Source organism: Streptomyces sp. NPDC058674 (assembly GCF_042716505.1).
GTDB lineage: Bacteria > Actinomycetota > Actinomycetes > Streptomycetales > Streptomycetaceae > Streptomyces.
Genome location: NZ_JBHXSC010000020.1, coordinates 77083 through 95866, shown reverse-complemented (window position 1 = coordinate 95866; position 18784 = coordinate 77083). Strand labels below are relative to the sequence as shown.

The window sequence follows — 18784 nt, the reverse complement described above, 5'->3', positions numbered from 1 at the left end:
TCTACCGCCTCGGTGTCGGCGGCTGCGTGAGAGGCGTTCGCGTGTGAGGGCGCGGCGGGCGCGGGCTGATCGGCGCCCGAGTCCCACATCTGCGGCTTGGCGGAGGTGAACAGCGGTCGGCCCGCGGGGTCCACGGCCTTCAGCTCGCCGTTCGCCTCCTTGCGCAGGCTGACGCCGTTGCCCTTGAGCCCGAAGTCGAGGGAGGCGAGCGCCGGATTGGCCGCGGCCTCGCGGTTCTTGACGATGAGCTGGTGCGCGAAGCCGGTGGCGTCCGCGGCGACGCGCAGGTCCACGCCCTGGAAGACCTCGGCGTAGGTGGCGCTGTTCCCGTCCAGGGTCGGCGCGGGCAGGGGCCCCGGCCACGTCAGGGTGACGTCGCGGCCGTCCTTGCGCATGGTGACCAGCGGGGCGTTGCCGCCACCGGAGAAGGTGAGTTCGGTGCGGGTCGCCTTGGGGGCGATCCGCCCGTCCTTCTGCTTCTGCAGGCCGGTGTCCAGGGGGATCAGCTTGCCGCCGCGGTAGACGCGCGTGGGCGCCAGCGACTGCTCGGACGAGAAGGTGCCGTCCGGGTTGGCCCAGATCTCCTCGTTCTCCGTGCGCTGCGAGGTGATCTCGACGCGCTTGCCGGTGCGCTTGGCCTCGGCGGTCGCCTTGGCCGTGATCTCCGCCTCGGTGGGCGATGCCGCCTTGGCCTTGTCGGCGGCGGGCCCGGCGGCCGCGGCCACGGGTACGGCGCTGCCGAGCAGGGTGACGACCAGGGCGGTCGCCAGGGTGAGTACCGGCAGCCTGCGGGAGGGCGGGCCGGCGACGCGTGGCCGCGTCGGGAAGGGTCTCACTGACTGAGTCCTCGGGGGTCGGTTTCGGCGGCTCCCTCAGGGGAGCGGCTGGAAACGATCGGTGCGACCTCCCGCGGGGGCCATTTTTTGGCCTTTCTTGGGGAAGGTCGCCGGTGTTCGATTGATTTGTAGCAGCCCCGACGGCGAAAAAGCGAAGGGGAACCTCTTCCGGCACTCTGTCGGCGCGTGCATTACCAAACACGGGCACGGAATCCCAAATTCCGAATTCTTCATTCCGCTTAGCGCTCTGACCTGCCTCGACGTCGGCGCATCCCGGGCACCCGGAACCTTCCCCGTCTTTTTCTGGGACCGTCACCTGCACTGTTAGGTTCAGCCCGATTGCCCGTAGCGCAGGAACCTGTGAATCTGCGCGTCCAGAGTGGAGTGTTCGATTTTGAGACGATCCCAGGCGCACGTCATGCGTGCGCCTTTGAGGCGTGTCTGGCGGTGGCCGGTCCCCGTTCTGGCGCTCGCCATGCTGACGACGGGGCTGACCGCGATCGACGCGGCAGCCGCCTCCGGGCCCGCGCTTCCCGGCAAGCAGAAGCTGACGAAGGTCACCGGCGAGCCCGTCAAGGGCAAGCCGGCCCCGGGCCCCGCCGAGTCGCAGACGAAGGCGTGGAAGGGTGCGCCGAAGATCGCGTGGCCCGCGGCGGGCTCGGCTGAAATCAGCCTGCCGTCCGCACCTGCCGCTCCGGCCGGTGCACTGAAGTCGGCCACCGGCGGACCCGCCGGCGTCGCGGCCGCCGACTCCGGGGCCTCCGGGACCTCCGGCACCTCCGGCACCTCCGGGACCTCCGGCAAGCCGGTCAAGGCCGGCACGCTTCCCGTGTCCGTCACCGCCGTGGCCCCGGCCGGCGCACCCGCCAACGCCGCCGCCCAGCGGTCGGCCCCCGCGGGCGCTCCGGCCGCCGACGGCCCCGCCGCGACCGCTCCGACCGACGTCAGGCTGAAGGTCGGCGTGCTCGGCCGGGACGACGCCAAGCGCGTGGGCCTCGCCAACAGCCTGCTCCTGTCGGTCGACCGTACCGACGCGGGCACCTCCGCGGCGCCCGTCTCGGTGGAGCTCGACTACGCCGCGTTCAAGAACGCGTACGGCGGCAGCTGGGGCTCCCGCCTGCGCTTCACGGCGATACCCACCTGCGCGCTGACCACCCCGAAGCGGCCCGAGTGCCAGGGCAGCACCCCGGTCACCACCCGGAACGACCCGGAGACCGGCAAGCTCGTCGCCGTCTTCGACGCCCCGGCCAAGCCCGCTCCGGCCCCCGCGCCCGTCGGCAAGGCCTTCCTGAGCGCCCCGTCCGCGGGCCCGCTCGCGGGCGCCGCCACAGGCGGCGGCACGACGCTGGCCGCCTCCCCGGGCGCCGACGGCGCCAACGGCACGTACAAGGCCACCTCGCTGAGCGCCTCGGGCTCCTGGCAGGCCGGCGGTTCCGCGGGCGACTTCTCCTGGTCCTACCCGCTGGACATCCCCGCCTCCCTGGGCGGTCCCAGCCCGTCGCTGTCGCTGGGCTACTCCAGCGCCAACATCGACGGCCGGACCAACGCCTCGGCCCAGCAGACCTCCTGGGTCGGCGACGGCTGGGACCTGGCCTCGAACTACATCGAGCGGGGCTACGTCCCCTGCAGCCAGGACAAGCGGGCCGGCTCCGGGTTCAACAACCCGAAGGACGACACCGGCGACCTGTGCCACGGCGCTCCGATGGTCACCATGTCGCTCAACGGCGGCTCCACCCAGCTGGTCCTGGACGACACCACCAAGAAGTGGCGCCCGGCCAAGGACGACGGCTCGCGCATCGAGCTGCTCCAGGGTGCGCAGAACGGTGACAAGGAGGGTGACCACTGGCGGTTCACCAACCCCCAGGGCATCCAGTTCCACTTCGGCCTGAACAAGCTCCCCGGCTGGGCGACGGGCAAGCCCGTCACCAACTCGGCCTGGAACGTCCCGGTCTACGGCAACCAGCCGGGCGAGCCCTGCTACAACGCGGTGTTCGCCGACGCGGTGTGCGACCAGGCGTACCGCTGGAACCTCGACTACGTCGTGGACCCGCGCGGCAACGCGATGACCTACTGGTACCAGAAGGAGGTCAACCACTACGGCTCCAACTACAAGATCGCCGGTGGTTCGACCGCCCGCGCGTACGACCGCTCCGGCTGGCTCGACCGCGTCTCCTACGGCCTGCGCAGCGACAACCTGTTCGCGAACGCCCCGGCGCAGGTGAAGTTCACCGTCGCCGAACGCTGCCTGACCACGCCGACCTTCAACTGCGACCCGGCGAAGCTCAAGCCCGAGGTCGACTGGGAGATCGCCAAGGAGTGGCCGGACACCCCGGGTGACCAGCTGTGCGCCGCCGGCGAGGAGTGCAAGGGCCGGTTCACCCCGACCTTCTTCACCCGCAAGCGGCTGACCGAGGTCAGCACCTTCGTCTGGAACGGGACCGCGCACAAGCCGGTCGACACCTGGGCGCTGACCCAGACGTTCCCCATGACCGGCGACGGCACGGACTACCCGCTGTGGCTCGCCGAGATCAAGCACACCGGCAAGAACGGCGCCGAGCTCGCCCTCCCGCCGGTGAAGTTCCGCGGCAAGCAGCTCGACAACCGCGTGGACGGCCTCGGCGACGGCAAGCCGGCCTACCGCCGCTACCGGATCGAGGCGATCGACACCGAGACCGGCTCGACGATCCTCGCGCACTACGCGGACACCCAGTGCCGGGCGGCTGACCCGCGCGTGATGCCGGCCTCGCCGGAGAACAACACGCTGCGCTGCTATCCGGTGGTCTCCGAGCTCCCGGACCCGACGGACCCGACGCGCGAGCGGAAGATCTACTCGACCGACTGGTTCCACAAACACGTCGTGGACTGGGTCCAGGAGGACGACCGCAACGGCAACTCGCCGTCGCGGCGCACCGAGTACCAGTTCCTCGGCAGTCCGGCGTGGGCGTTCGACGACGAGACCGAGATGATGCGTCCCAAGACGCGCACCTGGTCCCAGTGGCGCGGCTACGAGCGGGTCCGGACCTTCATCGGCCAGGCCCCGGACAAGCGCTCCATGACGGAGACGCTGTTCTTCCGCGGCCTGGACGGCGACCGGCTCGCCCCCTCGGGCGGCAAGCGCACGGTCAAGGTCAAGGACTCCGAGGGCATCGAGCTCGCGGACCACCGCCTCTTCGCCGGCCAGACCCGCGAGGTCCTGGCGTACAACGGTGAGGGCGGCGCCCTGGAGGCGGCGACCACGTACACCCCGTGGCTGCACGGCCCCACAGCGACCCGCCTGCGCAAGGGCGAGACGGCGGCGGAGGACATCGAACCGCAGCAGTCGTTCGTCCAGCAGACGACGGACGTCGGCTCGCGCATCCTCCTGTCGGACGGCCGCGGCTGGCGCCGTACGGCGATGACCACCAAGTACGACACCCGCGGCTTCGCCGAATGGGTCTCGAACCGCGGTGACGTCGCCGACCCGTCGGACGACAGCTGCTCGCGCTACTGGTACGACGCGGACGAGACCCGCTGGATCATCGCCCGCCAGAAGCGGGTGGAGACGGTCGCGAAGGCGTGTGACGCCACCGGTGTCCAGCGCCCGGCGGACGTGACCTCCGACATCAAGATGTCGTACGACGCGGCGGGCAACGTCAAGTCGACGGAGTCGCTGACCGGATACACCGGGGGCAACCCGGTGTACCAGGTGGACGGCAGCGCGACCTTCGACGCGTACGGCCGCCCGCGGACGAGCACGGACGTCTTCGGCAAGACGACGAAGCTGGACTACACGCCGGCTTCGGGGCAGATCGTCACCAAGGTCGTCAGCACCAATTCCGAGGGTCACACCCAGACCACGGAGACCGACCTGGGCCGCGGCTCGATCCTGGCCAAGCAGGACACCAACGGCCGTCGCCAGGTGATGGAGTACGACGCCCTGGGCCGCCTGGCCAAGGTGTGGTCGCCGTCCCGCAACCCGCTGAGCAAGTCGCCGAACGGCATGTTCTCGTACGACGTCCGCACCGACGGTCCGGTCGTCATCACGAACAAGGCCCTGCTGGACGACGGTACCTACCGCACCAGCTTCGACATCTACGACAGCAGTCTGCGCATCCGCCAGACCCAGATGGAGGCCCTCGGCGGCGGTCGGATCATCTCCGACACCTTCTACAACAGCCTCGGCCAAGTCTGGAAGAGCAACGGCGCTTACTACACGGCCGGTACCGCTTCGGGCGTGCAGTTCGCCCCGAAGGACAACGAGGTCCCGTCCTCGACGATGACCGAGTACGACGGCTCGGGCCGCTCGACGGCTCAGATCTCCCGCAAGCTCGGCCAGGAGACGTCCCGCACCACGACGGCGTACGGCGGCGACAACATCACCGTCGACCCCCCGAAGGGCGAGACCCCGACCCGGGCCTTCCTGGACGGCGCGGGCCGCAAGACGGAGCTGCGCTTCTTCAAATCAGACTCGCCGACCGGCGCGTACGACAAGACGACGTACGCCTACAACCAGCGCGGCGCGCTGGAGTCGGTCGTCAACCAGTCCGGCGACAAGTGGGGCTTCGAGTACGACATCCGCGGTCGCCAGACCAAGCAGACGGACCCGGACAAGGGCACGTCGACGATGACGTATGGCCAAGGCGATCGCCTGACGTCTATGACCGATGCCCGCGGTAAGGTAGTCGCGCCCGAGTACGATGCGCTCGGTCGGGTAGTGGCGACGCACGAGGGTTCGGTGACGGGTCCGAAGCTGACCTCGAACACGTACGACAGCCTGCCGGGTGCCATTGGACTGCCGGTGTCATCGTCACGGCACGTGGGCGACAAGGTCTACACCCAGGAAGTAACCGGGTACGACCCTGAATACCGGCCGACCGGGACCAAGGTTACGATTCCGCCCTCAGAGGGTGCCCTCGGCGGTACGTACGAGTTCACCACTGGTTACCGGGAGAATACCGGTCTGACCGAGTGGACGGAGCAGCCGGCAGTGGCCGGCCTGCCCGTCGAGCTCACCGAGATGCAGTACAACCACTTCGAGCTGCCCACGATGATGGGCATCGAAGGGCAGACGTTCGTCGACAAGGTCGACTACTCGCCGATGGGCGACGTACTCCGGACCTACACGGGAGCGGCCGGCTCCCAGGTCTACACGTCGAACTACTTCGACGAGCAGACCCGCCGCCTCACCCGGACCGTCAACAGCCGGGAGAAGGCACCCGGCGCGATCAACGACACCACGTACGCCTACGACGCCGTGGGCAACATCCTCAAGATCGCCGACAAGGAGGGCCCGACCGCCACTCCCGACGTCCAGTGCTTCGCGTACGACTACATGCGCCGGATGAACGAGGCCTGGACGGCGACGGACGACTGCGCGGCCCAGCCGAACGCGTCCGGCCCCGGGTCCAAGCCGCAGGTCGGCGGCCCGAATCCGTACTGGAGCTCCTACAGCTTCGACGCGGCGGGCAACCGCACGAAGGACGTGCAGCACTCCCCCACCGGTGGCCTCACCAAGGACGTCACCCGCGCCTACACCTACGGCACGCCGGGACAGGCCGCCGCCAACGGTCTGAAGAAGGTGGACACCACCGGACCGGGCGGTTCGCGCACCGAGTCGTACACCTACGACGCGGCGGGCAACACGAAGACGCGGACCATCCAGGGCGACACCCAGAACTGGGATTGGGACGCGTCGGGCCAACTGGCCAAGGTGACCAAGGGCACCGAGTCGACGGAATTCGTCTACGACGCCGGCGGCAACCGCCTGATCAAGCGCGACAAGACCGGAACCACGCTGTACCTGCCGGGTACCGAGGTCAAGCTGACAGCAGCGGGCAAGCTGGAGGGCACGCGCTACTACGCCCACCCGGCCGGCCCGAAGATGGTCAAGACGGTCAAGGACGGCGTGACCTCCACGTCGTACCTGATGTCCGACCAGAACGGCACGTCGACCACGGCGGTCGACACCAAGTCCTCGGCGATCACCCGCCGGAAGTTCACTCCGTACGGCGAGACCCGCGGAGCCGCCCCGTCCGTATGGCCGGGGAAGAAGGGCTTCATCGGCGGCGAGGTCGACGAGACCATCGGCACCGTCCACCTCGGCGCCCGCGAATACGATCCGGCGACCGGCCGGTTCCTGTCGGTCGACCCCATCGTCGACTTCAACGAGCCCAAGCAGCAGAACCCGTACGTCTACGCGAACAACTCGCCGGTGACGTTCAGCGACCCGAGCGGCCTGTCGATCGCACCTCCGACGATGCCGATCAAGGACTTCACTGACGCGGAGGCTGCCTGGGCGAACATGATCCAGGGCAAGAGCGCCCTGGACATCGCGCTAGAGATCGCGATGGGCATCCTGAAGGACGCCTCGGGCTACAACGACATCCGCGACTGCCTCGGCGGCTCGTGGGGAGCCTGCGCCGGACTCGCCCTGGACGCGGCACTGCCCTTCGCGGGCCGCGCGAAGCGCATCATCAAGGCGCTGGACAGGGCCTGGGAAGCCTTCAACAGCTGGTCTCAAAAGCTGGCTCTGGCACGCGACATCCTCAGGCGGGTAGAGCGCTACCAGCAGGCGATGGCCAAGTACGCCGAGGACCTGGCCGAGTGGAAACGCCAGGTGGAGGAAGCCGCCGAACGCGCGAGAAAGCTGGAGGAGGAAGCCGCGGCGGCCCGCAGAGCTGCCCAGGAGGCAGCAGCCGCAGCCGCCAAGAAGGCCGACGAGGCCAAGGCCACGGCGGCCAAGCAAGGCAAGGCCTCCGCAACGAAGTCCAAGAAGGCTGACGGCGACGGCAAGGCATCGAAGTCCTCGGAGACGAAGAAGGCCGACGCTCCGAAGAAGTCGTCGGGCAAGGAGCAGGACTCCGGCGGATCGCAAAAGGGCGAGACCTGCAACAGCTTCGTGCCGGGCACGAAGGTCCTGATGGCGGACGGCTCGGCCAAGTCCATCGAGGACGTCGCGGTGGGCGATGAGGTCGTCGCGACCAATGCGGAGTCGGGTGCGACCGCGAACCAGCCGGTCGTCGCGCAGATCCTCGGCGAGGGCCAGAAGAACCTTGTCGAGATCACGATCGACACCGACGGCACCAAGAGCGACGCCTCCGAGACGCTGACCGCGACGGACGGCCACCCCTTCTGGGCCCCGTCTCTCAACAGTTGGCTGAAGGCCACGGACCTCGCAGCCGGCATGTGGCTCCAGACGTCGACCGCCACCTGGGTCCAGGTCACCGAGGTCAAGCGCTGGACCCAGCAGAAGAAGGTCCGCAACCTCACCGTCGCCGGTGAGCACACCTATTACGTGCTGGCGGGGGCCACGCCGGTCCTAGTGCACAACTGCTCGGCCACCGTGCAGGAACTGAGCATGGCGAAGCCTGCGCACGGTACGACCGAGTCGCATCTCAAGCCGCTTCGCGACCTCTCCGATGACGATTTCCTCAACGCCATCAACAATCCGAGCGACGGAACGTTCATCACCCTGAATGACCTCAACACGGTGGTTCAGGGGAATCACCGTGTGGCGGAGCTCGCGCGGCGCGCGGATGACCCGGCCAGCAAAATCCAGTGGACGACGAAGGTCGCCATCAAGCGTCATAAGCGAGACATGAGCATGTTCGACGACTTCGACGGAGGAGGCGGCGGCGGCGGAAAGAGCCTGGATGACGTATGGAATAGTCTGGACTGGTGACGAGATTGCCTGATCAGGTCAATTCGAGTGCGTACGGGGTCAGAATCGCCTCGTACGCGGAACTCCTCGAGCTCCACGACGACCCTCGCAGCGTTCACTTGAACGCCCGACTGGATCGCCTGATCTCCGAAGGACGCATGGAGCGCGATGGATTGCACATCCTCATGCCCATGTTGGAGAACGGATTCCGAGAGGCGGTGGGAGAAGAGTCATTCAGGTGCTATCTCTGGTTCCTCGAATCAGGTAAGGCCGCACGCTCTTGCGTGCTGGTTGACGTACCGGAGAGTCACCTTCTGGCGCTCCGCCGACTCGGTCAAAGCGCTCTGGAGAAGGTAGTTCTGAACCTTCTCGGAGAGTTGCCCATCGAGACCGTCTCGTAAGGTTCAGAAGCCCCGCCGGATGTTTCCGGCGGGGCTTCTGGCTCAGGCTGCGTGGTGCGGGGCTCTCCCCTTGCAGCTCCGCGCTTCACCGCCGCCGCAGGTCCGCCACCCTCGCCCGTTCGCGGTCCCCCGGTTCCGGCAGGGACGACGTGCTGCGGAGCTGCGCCGTCGGGGCGCCCCGGCGCTGGACCGGGAGGGGGGAGTCGCGGCGGGGGCGGCGGCCCTGCATCGGGTCGCCCGAGGCGCCCGGGTGGGTCGAGCCCGCCACCGTGATCTGGACGCCCTGGTCGGCGAGGGCCTGGAGCTCCGTGCCCGCGCGGTCGTCGTGCGGCGGGGGCTCGTCCGTGACCAGGCGGGTCATCACGTCCGTCGGCACCGTCTGGAACATGGTGTCCGTGCCCAGCTTCGTGTGGTCCGCGAGGACGACCACCTCCGCCGCCGCTTGGACGAGGGCCCGGTCCACGCTCGCGCTGAGCATGTTGGACGTGGACAGGCCGCGCTCGGCGGTCAGGCCGCTCCCGCTCAGGAAGGCCCGCGAGACCCGCAGCCCCTGGAGGGACTGCTCGGCCCCGCTGCCGACCAGCGCGTAGTTGGACCCGCGCAGGGTGCCGCCGGTCATGACCACCTCGACCCGGTTGGCATGGGCCAGCGCCTGGGCGACGAGCAGCGAGTTGGTGACGACGGTCAGGCCGGGCACCCGGGCGAGCCGGCGGGCCAGCTCCTGGGTCGTGGTGCCCGCGCCGACGACGATGGCCTCGCCCTCTTCGACGAGGGAGGCCGCGACATCGGCGATGGCGGTCTTCTCCGCCGTCGCGAGATGGGACTTTTGCGGAAAGCCGGACTCCCGCGTGAAACCGCCCGGCAGTACCGCACCGCCGTGCCGGCGGTCGAGGAGTCCTTCTGCCTCCAGCGCCCGCACGTCCCGCCGTACGGTCACTTCGGAGGTCTGGACGACGCGGGCGAGCTCCCGAAGCGATACCGCTCCGTTGGCCCGCACCATTTCGAGGATCAATTGGCGACGTTCTGCAGCGAACACGAAACTGACAGTAACCCCAACGACCGTCTTCTTTCAGCTCCTTGCGCCGGAATACCGAAGTTGTCCGTATGGCGGGGCGACTAGTGGTATACGCGGTCCGAGAGTTGGGTGAACGTCGGGCCACGCTCCGGGCACCCCGCCCCAAACCCCTTGCCTTTTGGGGCGGTTGGGGCGGATCAGGCCTCTCCTGCGGCCTTCCGGGTGTGCAGCTGGCGGGCCGCCTCGGCGATCGATCCGGACAGCGAGGGGTACACGGTGAACGCGTTTGCGATCTGCTCGACCGTCAGGTTGTTGTCGACGGCGATCGAGATGGGGTGGATGAGCTCGCTCGCCCGCGGCGCGACGACCACACCGCCGACCACGATGCCGGTGCCCGGACGGCAGAACATCTTCACGAAGCCGTCCCGGATGCCCTGCATCTTGGCGCGCGGGTTGCGCAGCAGCGGCAGCTTCACCACCCGGGCGTCGATCTTGCCCGCGTCCACGTCGGCCTGGGTGTAGCCGACGGTGGCGATCTCGGGGTCCGTGAAGACGTTCGAGGAGACCGTCTTGAGGTTCAGCGGGGCCACCGCGTCGCCGAGGAAGTGGTACATCGCGATGCGGCCCTGCATGGCGGCCACGGAGGCCAGCGCGAAGACACCGGTCACGTCGCCGGCCGCGTAGACGCCGGGCGAGGAGGTGCGGGAGACCTTGTCGGTCCAGATGTGGCCCGATTCCCGGAGCCGGACCCCGGACTCCTCCAGGTTCATGCCCTGGGTGTTGGGCACGGCGCCGACCGCCATCAGGCAGTGCGTGCCGGTCAGCACGCGGCCGTCGGAGAGGGTGACCTCGACCCGGTCGCCGACCCGCTTCGCGGACTCGGCGCGCGAGCGCCCCACCACGTTCATGCCGCGGCGGCGGAAGACGTCCTCCAGGACGGCGGCCGCGTCCGGGTCCTCGCCGGGCAGCACCCGGTCGCGGGAGGACACGAGCGTGACCCGGGAGCCGAGGGCCTGGTACGCGCCGGCGAACTCGGCGCCCGTCACACCGGAGCCGACCACGATGAGCTCCTCGGGGAGCTCATCCAGGTCGTAGACCTGGGTCCAGTTCAGGATGCGCTCCCCGTCGGGCATCGCGTCCGGGATCTCGCGGGGGGTGCCGCCGGTCGCGATCAGCACGGCGTCGGCCGTGAGGATCGTCTCCGTGCCGTCGGCGGCCGTGACGATGACGTCCCGGGTGCCGTCGATGCCCTGCGGGCCGCCGAGCTTGCCGCGCCCGCGCATGACCCGGGCGCCGGCCCGGGTCACGGAGGCGGTGATGTCGTGCGACTGGGCGAGCGCGAGGCGCTTGACGCGTCGGTTCACCTTGCCGAGGTCCACGCCGACGACGCGCGCGGCCTGCTCGATGTGCGGGGTGTCGTCCGCGACGACGATGCCGAGCTCCTCGTACGACGAGTCGAAGGTCGTCATGACCTCCGCGGTCGCGATGAGCGTCTTGGAGGGGACGCAGTCGGTGAGCACCGACGCCCCGCCGAGACCGTCGCAGTCGACGACGGTCACCTCCGCGCCGAGCTGGGCCCCCACCAGGGCCGCCTCATACCCGCCGGGTCCACCACCGATGATCACGATCCGGGTCACGAAAAGTCCACCTCACGTCTACCCGGTCGGCTGCCGCCCCGGCCGGTGTTCCGGGGGGTCTCCCCGGGGGATGCATTCCGTGCCCCATTGTCCCGCACGCTCCAAGGTGCTTCGCGCCCGGTCCCTCCATCCGGGCACGCGGCCACCGCCGCCCCTCCCGTACCCTCGACCCCATGTCGCTCTACGCCGCGTACGCCGGCAACCTCGACCCGCGGCTGATGACGCGCCGCGCACCCCATTCGCCGCTGCGCGGCACGGGCTGGATCAACGACTGGCGGCTGACCTTCGGCGGCGAGCAGATGGGGTGGGAGGGCGCACTCGCCACGGTCGTCGAAGCCCCGCGCCACCAGGTCTTCGTCGCCCTGTACGACATCGCGCCGCCGGACGAGGAGTCGATGGACCGCTGGGAGGGCGTCGGGCTCGACATCTACCGCCGGATGCGGGTGCGGGTGCACACGCTGGACGGCGAGGAGGCGGCCTGGCTGTACGTGCTGAACGGCTACGAGGGCGGCCTGCCCTCCGCCCGCTACCTCGGCGAGCTCGCCGACGCCGCCGAGTCCGCGGGCGCCCCGCACGACTACGTGATGGAACTGCGCAAGCGCCCCTGCTGAGCCGCCCCGCCCGCCCGGGGGACGAGCCCCGCCCCGCCCGGGGGACGATTCGGCGGAAACAACAAGGCAACGATCCGAACACCGTGAGCTGTGCCATCTACGCGCGTAGGGATCGAGCGGTTACGCTCGTCCGCGTGAACGCATCTGTTACCGACCCCTTCGCCGCCGCCGACGCCGCAGCCGCCCGCCTGCGCGAGCTGACCGGCGCCGAGACCCACGATGTCGCCCTCGTGATGGGCTCCGGCTGGGCCCCCGCCGCAGAGGCGCTGGGCGCCCCCGAGGCCGAGTTCCCCGTCACGGAGCTGCCCGGCTTCCCGCCCCCCGCCGTCGAGGGCCACGGCGGCAAGATCCGCTCGTACAAGATCGGCGACAAGCGCGCGCTGCTCTTCCTCGGCCGGACCCACTACTACGAGGGCCGCGGCGTCGCCGCCGTCGCCCACGGTGTCCGCACCGCCGTCGCCGCCGGCTGCAAGACCGTCGTGCTGACCAACGGCTGCGGCGGTCTGCGCGAGGGCATGCAGCCCGGCCAGCCGGTCCTGATCAGCGACCACCTCAACCTGACGGCCACCTCGCCGATCGTCGGCGCCAACTTCGTGGACCTCACCGACCTCTACTCGCCGCGCCTGCGCGCGATGTGCAAGGAGATCGACGAGACCCTCGAAGAGGGCGTCTACGTGCAGTTCCCCGGCCCGCACTACGAGACCCCGGCCGAGATCAACATGATCCGCGTCATGGGCGCCGACCTGGTCGGCATGTCCACCGTGCTGGAGGCCATCGCGGCCCGCGAGGCCGGCGCCGAGGTGCTCGGCATCTCCCTGGTCACCAACCTCGCGGCGGGCCTGTCGGGCGAGCCGCTGAACCACGAAGAGGTGCTCCAGGCCGGCCGTGACTCGGCCTCGCGCATGGGCACGCTGCTGACCCAGGTCCTCGCGCGCATCTGAGCGACCGCGCGCGAGGGCCCCACGGTACGAGAGGTAAGGCGGAAGCAGTGCAGGAACAGGACGACCTGATCACCCGGGCCCAGGCCTGGCTGGCGGAGGACCCGGACCGCGAGACGGCGGCCGAGCTCGCCGCCCTCGTCGAGTCGGGCGACACGGCGGAGCTCGCGGACCGCTTCTCGGGCACGCTCCAGTTCGGCACCGCCGGGCTGCGCGGCGAGCTGGGCGCGGGCCCGATGCGGATGAACCGCTCCGTGGTCATCCGGGCCGCGGCGGGCCTGGCGGCCTACCTGAAGGCCCGTGGCCACGACGGCGGCCTGGTCGTCGTCGGCTACGACGCGCGCTACAAGTCGGCGGACTTCGCCCGCGACACCGCGGCCGTGATGACCGGCGCCGGTCTGCGCGCGGCCGTCCTGCCCCGCCCGCTGCCGACGCCGGTCCTCGCGTTCGCCATAAGGCACCTGGGAGCCGTCGCCGGCGTCGAGGTGACCGCGAGCCACAACCCTCCCCGGGACAACGGCTACAAGGTCTACCTCGGGGACGGCTCGCAGATCGTCTCCCCGGCGGACGCCGAGATCGCGGCGGAGATCGCACGCGTGGGCGCCCTCGCCTCGGTCCCGCGCCCGGAGTCCGGCTGGGAGGGCCTCGGCGACGAGGTCCTGGAGGCCTACCTGGCCCGCACGGACGCCGTCCTGACCCCTGGCTCCCCCCGGAGCGTGCGGACGGTCTACACCGCCATGCACGGCGTCGGCAAGGACGTCGTCGTGGCGGCCTTCGCCCGCGCCGGCTTCCCGGCGCCGGTGCTGGTCGCCGAGCAGGCCGAGCCCGACCCGGCCTTCCCGACCGTGGCCTTCCCCAACCCGGAGGAGCCGGGGGCGATGGACCTGGCCTTCGCGAAGGCCGCCGAGGCGGACCCGGACATCGTGATCGCCAACGACCCGGACGCGGACCGCTGCGCGGTCGCCGTCCCGGACGCCTCCTCGGCGACGGGCTGGCGGATGCTGCGCGGCGACGAGGTCGGCGCGCTGCTGGCGGCCCACCTGGTGCGCAAGGGCGCCCGGGGCGTCTTCGCCGAGTCGATCGTCTCGTCCTCGCTGCTGGGCCGGATCGCGGAGGCGGCGGGCGTCGGCTACGAGGAGACCCTGACGGGCTTCAAGTGGATCTCCCGCGTCGAGGGCCTGCGGTACGGCTACGAGGAGGCGCTCGGCTACTGCGTGGACCCCGAGGGCGTCCGCGACAAGGACGGCGTGACGGCCGCCCTGCTGGTGGCGGAGCTGGCCTCCGAGCTCAAGGAGCAGGGCCGCACCCTGACCGACCTGCTGGACGACCTGGCGCTGGCCCACGGCCTGCACGCCACCGACCAGCTGTCGGTCCGCGTCTCGGACCTGTCGGTGATCGCCTCGGCGATGGCGCGGCTGCGGGCGGAGCCGCCCGTGTCCCTGGCGGGGCTGCGGGTCGTCTCGGCGGAGGACCTGAACCGGGGGACGGAGTCGCTGCCGCCCACGGACGGCCTGCGGTACTACCTGGACGGCGCCTACAAGGCCCGGGTGATCGTCCGCCCGTCGGGCACCGAGCCGAAGCTGAAGTGCTACCTGGAGGTCGTGGTCCCGGTGGCCGGGGCCCGCGACCTGGTGTCGGCCCGCGCGCGCGGCCAGGAGGTCCTGGACGCGGTCAAGAAGGACCTCGCGGCGGCGGCCGGCATCTGATCCGGCCCTTCACCGGCCCCCCGGGCACCCGCCCGGGGGGCCGTCGCCGTCCCCGGAAGCCGTCGCCGTCCGCCCGCGGCTGTAGCCGTTCCCCGGGGGCGGCGCCGCTTCCCCGCGGCCGTCGCCGCCCCCGGGGGTCCGGTCCGCTCAGCGGGGGGTGGGGCCCGCCGACGGGGAGGGGCGGACCAGTTCGCCCAGCGTCGGCACCGACTCCGGGCGCGAGCGGACCGCGTCCGTGCACTCCCAGGCCCGGGGCGGGTCCGCGTCCGGGCCGCCCAGGACCACCGGTCCCGGCCCCGCGGACACCGCGTCGTTGCCCGCCAGCGTGCAGACGATCTGCGACAGCGCCACCGGCGGCAGGTCCTCCGGCTTGCGGCTCAGGCGCACCGTGCCCGCCGGGTCGCCCGGCCTCGGCGCGCCCGCCGTCATCCCCGACGGCACCCCGGTGGTGAAGCCGGCGTCCCGCTCCTCGGTGGAGGGCGACCGCTCCAGCGCCTCCAGCAGCGCCTGCGCGACCAGCGCCACGGGGTCCCGTACGACGCGCTTCTCGGGCACCGGAACGATTCGTTCCACGCCGACGAGCTGCGATCCGCAGACCAGCTCCACCGTGGCCCGGAAGCCCTGCACCCCGCTCTGGCCGCCCGCCTGCTCCGGGGTGTCGCACGACACCCGCGAGGGCGCCGGACCCACGTCCACCGGCACGGTCGTCGCCCGGATGCCGCACCCGGACACCAGGGCCACGAGGGCCGCCACGCACGGCAGGACCGACAGCGCCGGACCGCGCCCCCTACGCCTCGCCACCCGCGATCACCTTCCCCACGTCCACGGGCAGCCGCAGGGTGAACAGCGCGCCGCCCCCCTCGCCGTTGGCGGCGGTGATGTCGCCGCCGTGGATGTGCGCGTTCTCCATGGCGATCGACAGGCCGAGCCCGCTGCCGTCCGACTTCGGCCGCGACGCGCTCGCCTTGTAGAACCGGTCGAAGACGTGCGGCAGCACCTCCTGCGGGATGCCCGGTCCGTTGTCCCGTACCGCGATCACCAGCCACTCCCCCTCCACGGCCACCGACACCCGCACCGGCGAGCCGCCGTGCTTGAGCGCGTTGCCGATCAGGTTGGCGAGGATCACGTCGAGGCGGCGCGGGTCCAGGCGCGCCATGATGTCCCGGGCGGCGTCGAGCTCGACCGCGTCGAGCCAGGCGCGCACGTCGATGCAGGCGGTGACCTGGTCGGAGACGTTCACGTCGTCCAGTACCAGCCGGGCCGTCCCCGCGTCGAAGCGGGTGACCTCCATCAGGTTCTCCACCAGGTCGTTGAGGCGCCGCGTCTCGCTGACGACCAGCGCCACCGCCGGTGCGATCATCGGATCGAGGTCGTCGACCTCCTCCTCCAGCACCTCGGCCACCGCCGTCAGGGCCGTCAGCGGCGTGCGCAGCTCGTGGGACATGTCCGCGACGAAGCGCCGACTGGACTCCTCCCGCGCGCTCATGTCGGCGACCTTCTTCTCCAGCGCCTCCGCCGTCTTGTTGAAGGTGTGCGACAGGTCGGCGAGTTCGTCCGTGCCCGACACGTCCAGCCGGTGGTCCAGCTCGCCCTCACCGAGCCGCCGGGCCGCGTCGCCGAGCCGCTGTACGGGCTTGAGCACGGTCCGGGCCGCGGCCTGCGCGAGCAGCGCGGAGCCGAGCAGCGCCAGACAGGTCGCGATGGTCAGGGACCAGCCCAGCGCGTTGAGGTCGTCGCGCTCCTGGGCGAGCGACTTGTACATGTAGCCGGTCGGCCCGCCGCCCACGATCCGCGTCCCGCCGACCAGGTACGGATTGCCCTGCGGCTTCGTCCGCTGCCAGTACACGTGGTACTCGGAGTCGTTGCCGGAGGTGGTCTTCTGCCGGTCGTTCACCGCGTGCTGGAGGGAGGCCGGTACGTCGCGCAGCCCGAAGGAGTCGGGGCCCGCCGCGCCGGACACCTCGCGGCCGTCCTTGCCCGCGTGCACCAGCAGCACGCTGTAGCCGGGACTGCTGCCCGCCATCAGTTCGGCGGTGCGCTGCATCTCCTCGGCCGTCGGGTCCCCGGGCAGCGCGGCGGCGCGGTTCTGCATCTCCTGGCGGAAGTCGCCGAGGGCGGCGTCCTGGGTACGGGTGAGGACCGCCTCGCGGTTGAGCCAGTAGGCGATCCCGGAGGCGGAGACGGCGGCGGTCAGCGCGACCAGCGCGAAGACCACGAGGAGCCGCAGCCGCAGGCTGGTCCAGCGCCGGCCCGCGAGCAGCGACGGGATCACAGCGGGGAGTCGAGGCGGTAGCCGACGCCCCTGACGGTCCGGATGAGCGTCGGTGAGGACGGCACGTCCTCGACCTTGGCGCGCAGCCGCTGCACGCAGGCGTCGACGAGCCGGGAGTCGCCGAGGTAGTCGTGCTCCCAGACGAGGCGCAGCAGTTGCTGGCGGGAGAGCGCCTGTCCGGGCCGGCGGCTGAGTTCGAGGAGCAGGCGCAGCTCGGTCGGGGTGAGCTGGAGGTCCTCGCCGTTCTTCGTCACGGTCATGGCCGCGCGGTCGATGACCAGCGAGCCGAAGCTCGCCGAGTCGCTGGACTCGCGCTCGCCGCGCCGCAGTACGGCCCGGATGCGGGCGTCGAGGACCCGGCCCTGGACGGGCTTGACCACGTAGTCGTCCGCTCCGGACTCCAGGCCGACGACCACGTCGATGTCGTCGCTGCGCGCGGTGAGCAGGATGATCGGCAGCTGGTCGGTACGGCGGATGCGGCGGCACACCTCGAAGCCGTCGATGCCGGGCAGCATCACGTCCAGCACGATCAGATCCGGCCGCTGCTCGCGCAGCAGTTTCAGGCCGTCCTCTCCCGTCGCCGCGGTGGCCACTCGGTGGCCCTGGCGTGACAGGGAGAGTTCGAGGGCCGTGCGGATGGCGTCGTCGTCCTCGATCAGCAACAGGAAAGGCACGGCCTCATTCTGTCCCATCGGCCGACGGGAGTTCGACCGTCGGGAGGAGGGGATCTCGCCGGGGCGGCTGTGACAGGCCTGTGACAGACGACGGACACCGCGGTTAAGTCGGCCGTGCAGGCTTCAGTCATCGAACGAAGCACGGACCGAAGCAGACTCCACGACGGGGGGCGCGAGATGAACACGCTGCACAGCACCAGCACCAGTGCGGTCGTCACGCGGCTGCACGATGTGAACCGCCGGGCGGGTGTCCGTACGACCGCGGTAGCCCGCCCCCGGCAGGCGCACGTGGTGGCCATCGACGCGAACACGTACCAGCCCTCCGGCGCCGTTCCGGCGCGGCCGGCGGCCCCCTCCAGTGCCTCGGAGGCGGAGTTCACGGCGTACGTCCAGGAGCGGCGTGCCGCCCTCTACGCGACGGCCTTCCACCTCACCGGCGACCGCCACGAGGCCGAGGACCTGCTGCAGAGCGCGCTGTTCTCCACGTACCGCGCCTGGGACCGGATCAGCGACAAGGCGGCCGTCGGGGGCTACCTACGCCGCACGATGACGAACCTGCACATCAGCGCGTGGCGCCGGCGGAAGCTGAACGAGTACCCGACGGAGGAGCTGCCGGAGACGGCGTCGGACACGGACGCGATGCGCGGCACCGAACTGCGCGCGGTGCTGTGGCAGGCGCTGGCCCGCATCCCGGAGCCGCAGCGCACGATGCTGGTGCTGCGCTACTACGAGGGCCGCACGGACCCGGAGATCGCGGAGATCCTCGGAATCAGCGTCGGCACGGTGAAGTCGAGCATCTGGCGGTCGCTGCGGCGGCTGCGGGAGGACGAGGCGCTGAGCTTCGGCCGCGACGAGGCGGAGTCCTTCGGGGAACTGGTGGCGTAGGGCCACCGCACGGACCATCGGGCCAGGGGGGCCCGTCCTACGGGGGTGGGACGGGGGCCGCGGGGGGAGGGGGGGGGGTGGGGGGGGGGGGGGGGGGCCCGTAAGCGCGCCCTCCCACGGGGCGGGGGGGGGGGGGGGCAGCCCGCTGGGGCGGCGCCCGGCGGGGGCGG

The 18784-nt window shown here is 70.9% G+C and carries 10 protein-coding genes and 1 pseudogene; 5 read left to right on the top strand and 6 right to left on the bottom strand.

Features of this window, described 5'->3' with window-relative positions; all coding sequences use genetic code 11:
• Positions 1-836: pseudogene (locus ACFWU6_RS13550) on the bottom strand (hypothetical protein); the annotation flags it as partial.
• 475 nt (positions 837-1311) lie between these two features.
• Here ACFWU6_RS13550 and ACFWU6_RS13545 point away from each other — a divergent pair.
• On the top strand, positions 1312-8496 hold the full coding sequence (locus ACFWU6_RS13545; RefSeq protein WP_383980890.1) for a polymorphic toxin-type HINT domain-containing protein: 7185 nt from the start codon (positions 1312-1314) through the stop codon (positions 8494-8496).
• A gap of 465 nt (positions 8497-8961) precedes the next feature.
• On the opposite strand, the gene ACFWU6_RS13540 is transcribed toward ACFWU6_RS13545, so the two are convergent.
• The gene (locus ACFWU6_RS13540; RefSeq protein ID WP_383810078.1) at positions 8962-9912 is read right to left on the bottom strand and encodes a DeoR/GlpR family DNA-binding transcription regulator; all 951 of its coding nucleotides are present in this window, start codon (positions 9910-9912) and stop codon (positions 8962-8964) included.
• 176 nt (positions 9913-10088) lie between these two features.
• Entirely contained in the window at positions 10089-11528 is a 1440-nt protein-coding gene (locus tag ACFWU6_RS13535; RefSeq protein WP_383810075.1) for an NAD(P)H-quinone dehydrogenase, read from the bottom strand.
• 173 nt (positions 11529-11701) lie between these two features.
• On the opposite strand from ACFWU6_RS13535, the gene ACFWU6_RS13530 reads away from it, so the two are divergent.
• The 3 genes from ACFWU6_RS13530 to ACFWU6_RS13520 all read left to right on the top strand — a co-directional run bounded on the left by ACFWU6_RS13530 (position 11702) and on the right by ACFWU6_RS13520 (position 14783).
• Positions 11702-12139 carry a gamma-glutamylcyclotransferase gene (locus ACFWU6_RS13530; RefSeq protein WP_383810072.1) on the top strand — a complete coding sequence of 146 codons (438 nt, stop codon included), beginning with the start codon at positions 11702-11704 and terminating at the stop codon, positions 12137-12139.
• Positions 12140-12273: 134 nt separating this feature from the next.
• Positions 12274-13080, top strand: a complete 807-nt coding sequence (locus ACFWU6_RS13525) for a purine-nucleoside phosphorylase (RefSeq protein ID WP_383810069.1) — start codon at positions 12274-12276, stop codon at positions 13078-13080.
• A 47-nt stretch (positions 13081-13127) separates the two neighbouring features.
• Positions 13128-14783 (top strand): phospho-sugar mutase, encoded by a 1656-nt coding sequence (locus ACFWU6_RS13520; RefSeq protein ID WP_383980888.1) that lies wholly within the window; start codon positions 13128-13130, stop codon positions 14781-14783.
• Positions 14784-14930: 147 nt separating this feature from the next.
• Here ACFWU6_RS13520 and ACFWU6_RS13515 read toward each other — a convergent pair whose 3' ends face one another.
• From ACFWU6_RS13515 to afsQ1, 3 genes are read right to left on the bottom strand one after another with little or no spacing between them, the layout of a single operon-like run.
• Positions 14931-15584 carry a hypothetical protein gene (locus ACFWU6_RS13515; RefSeq protein ID WP_383980886.1) on the bottom strand — a complete coding sequence of 218 codons (654 nt, stop codon included), beginning with the start codon at positions 15582-15584 and terminating at the stop codon, positions 14931-14933.
• Positions 15571-17055 carry a sensor histidine kinase gene (locus ACFWU6_RS13510; protein WP_383810062.1) on the bottom strand — a complete coding sequence of 495 codons (1485 nt, stop codon included), beginning with the start codon at positions 17053-17055 and terminating at the stop codon, positions 15571-15573. The genes ACFWU6_RS13515 and ACFWU6_RS13510 overlap by 14 nt, the downstream gene beginning before the upstream one ends.
• Positions 17052-17729, bottom strand: a complete 678-nt coding sequence (afsQ1, locus tag ACFWU6_RS13505; protein ID WP_383810059.1) for a two-component system response regulator AfsQ1 — start codon at positions 17727-17729, stop codon at positions 17052-17054. The genes ACFWU6_RS13510 and afsQ1 overlap by 4 nt, the downstream gene beginning before the upstream one ends.
• A 177-nt stretch (positions 17730-17906) precedes the next feature.
• On the opposite strand from afsQ1, the gene ACFWU6_RS13500 reads away from it, so the two are divergent.
• On the top strand, positions 17907-18614 hold the full coding sequence (locus ACFWU6_RS13500) for a SigE family RNA polymerase sigma factor (RefSeq protein ID WP_383810057.1): 708 nt from the start codon (positions 17907-17909) through the stop codon (positions 18612-18614).
• Positions 18615-18784: the final 170 nt, after the last annotated feature.